Raw genomic sequence first — 392 nt, 5'->3', positions numbered from 1 at the left:
GTTCATCAAGCACATGCCTGGCGTGCAGCGCGGCGTGCTGCGCCGCAAAGTGTTGAAATGCATTCATTCGGTCTTCTTTATTGGAGATCATGTTTCCGGTCACACGGACAGACAGTAGGGGCGGCACAACGCCGTCCGCTAAAAATGCAGACTTGCGCACTTCATGTCAGCGGCCTCGATTAGGAGGTCAACTGCGGGGCACTAGGTTTTCATCGATACTCGTCCGGTTGCAGGTAGACAATGCCGTCGACGGGCACGACCTTGAGCCCGGCCGCTGCGAGCAGACGCGCGCAGTAACTGAGCTGCCCGCCCGATTTCGCACGAGAAATGGACGATTCGTGCATACCCATTCGGTCCGCAATAGCGGTAGCCGTTGCTTTATTGATAAAATA

General features: G+C 55.9%; 1 pseudogene. It reads right to left on the bottom strand.

The annotated features are described in order from the left end of the window. Positions 1–209: 209 nt before the first annotated feature. Positions 210–392 (bottom strand): annotated as a pseudogene (locus F2P45_RS35870) (hypothetical protein); the annotation flags it as partial.

The sequence above is a fragment of the Massilia mucilaginosa genome, assembly GCF_011682145.1.
GTDB lineage: Bacteria > Pseudomonadota > Gammaproteobacteria > Burkholderiales > Burkholderiaceae_D > Telluria_A > Telluria_A mucilaginosa.
The sequence above is the reverse complement of the archived record's forward strand: the minus strand, read 5'-3'. Positions and strand labels throughout refer to the sequence as shown.